We start from the raw sequence: 818 nt of genomic DNA on the forward strand, positions 1-818 counted from the left end.
ATCCCCAAGCCTGGCTCGCCGACACGCTGGCACGGATCCCGGACTACAAGATCACCAGGGTCGACGACTTGCTCCCATGGCGCTGGACCCGATAGCGGTGAGGCCGGACGCTTACCTTGCAACTACGATCGCGAGAAAGATCGAGATGTTCCAGGCATTCGAGCGCCGTGTTCTGGTCCCGATCCGAAAATACGTCCTGCCCATGATCCGGCTGGACAAGGAGACGACGAAGGAGGCGGTCTGCCTCGTCTTCGAGAAGGTCAACATGGGCGGTGAGAAGCTCGACGCGTTCGAGCTCGTGACCGCCATGTTCGCGGCGACTGGATTGCTGAACCTGCGCGAAGACTGGTACGGCGGCGGCAAGGACACAGGGCGCGAAAAGCGCCTGCACAAGATCGACGTGCTCCGCGGCATCGACCGGTCCGATTTTCTCCGCGCGGTCTCGCTCGCCCATACCTACGAGACGCGGCAGAAGGCCATCCAGGCCGGCCGCACCGGCAAGGACGTCCCGCCGGTTTCCTGCGCGCACGCGGCTTTGCTGAACGTTCCGGCGGAAGCCTACGTCGCCTGGCGGGAGCGGGTCTCGTCGGGCTTCGAGAGCGCGGCGCGGTTTCTGCATGGCCGCGGGCTCTACTGGTGGAAGGACGTGCCTTATCCTTCGCGGATCACCGCGCGCGCCGCGCTCTATGCCCTGCGCGACACCTGGACACCCTGAAGAACGGGGCTTGAGAGCATCATTTGGGCGCCGAGGCGCTGTCTTGGGCGTTCAGGTACGCATATGATGACCGTTTCCGCGCTTTCACCGGGCGCTCCGGGGA

The 818-nt window shown here is 64.7% G+C and carries 2 protein-coding genes; both read left to right on the forward strand.

What is annotated here, in order from left to right:
* Nucleotides 1-95, forward strand: a 95-nt coding sequence (locus tag ACLJK8_RS22970) for a transposase domain-containing protein (RefSeq protein ID WP_413152496.1), incomplete at its 5' end; no start/stop codon positions are given.
* Between the two features lie 50 nt (nucleotides 96-145).
* The gene (locus ACLJK8_RS22975) at nucleotides 146-715 is read left to right on the forward strand and encodes a hypothetical protein (protein WP_413152705.1); all 570 of its coding nucleotides are present in this window, start codon (nucleotides 146-148) and stop codon (nucleotides 713-715) included.
* Nucleotides 716-818: the final 103 nt, after the last annotated feature.

It is taken from the genome of Amaricoccus sp. W119, from assembly GCF_047275745.1.
Taxonomy (GTDB): domain Bacteria; phylum Pseudomonadota; class Alphaproteobacteria; order Rhodobacterales; family Rhodobacteraceae; genus Amaricoccus.

Bases quoted from the DNA above. Each gene is read 5' to 3' on its own strand.
- ACLJK8_RS22975 (WP_413152705.1), top strand. From the start codon at position 146: ATGTTCCAGGCATTCGAGCGCCGTGTTCTGGTCCCGATCCGAAAATAC.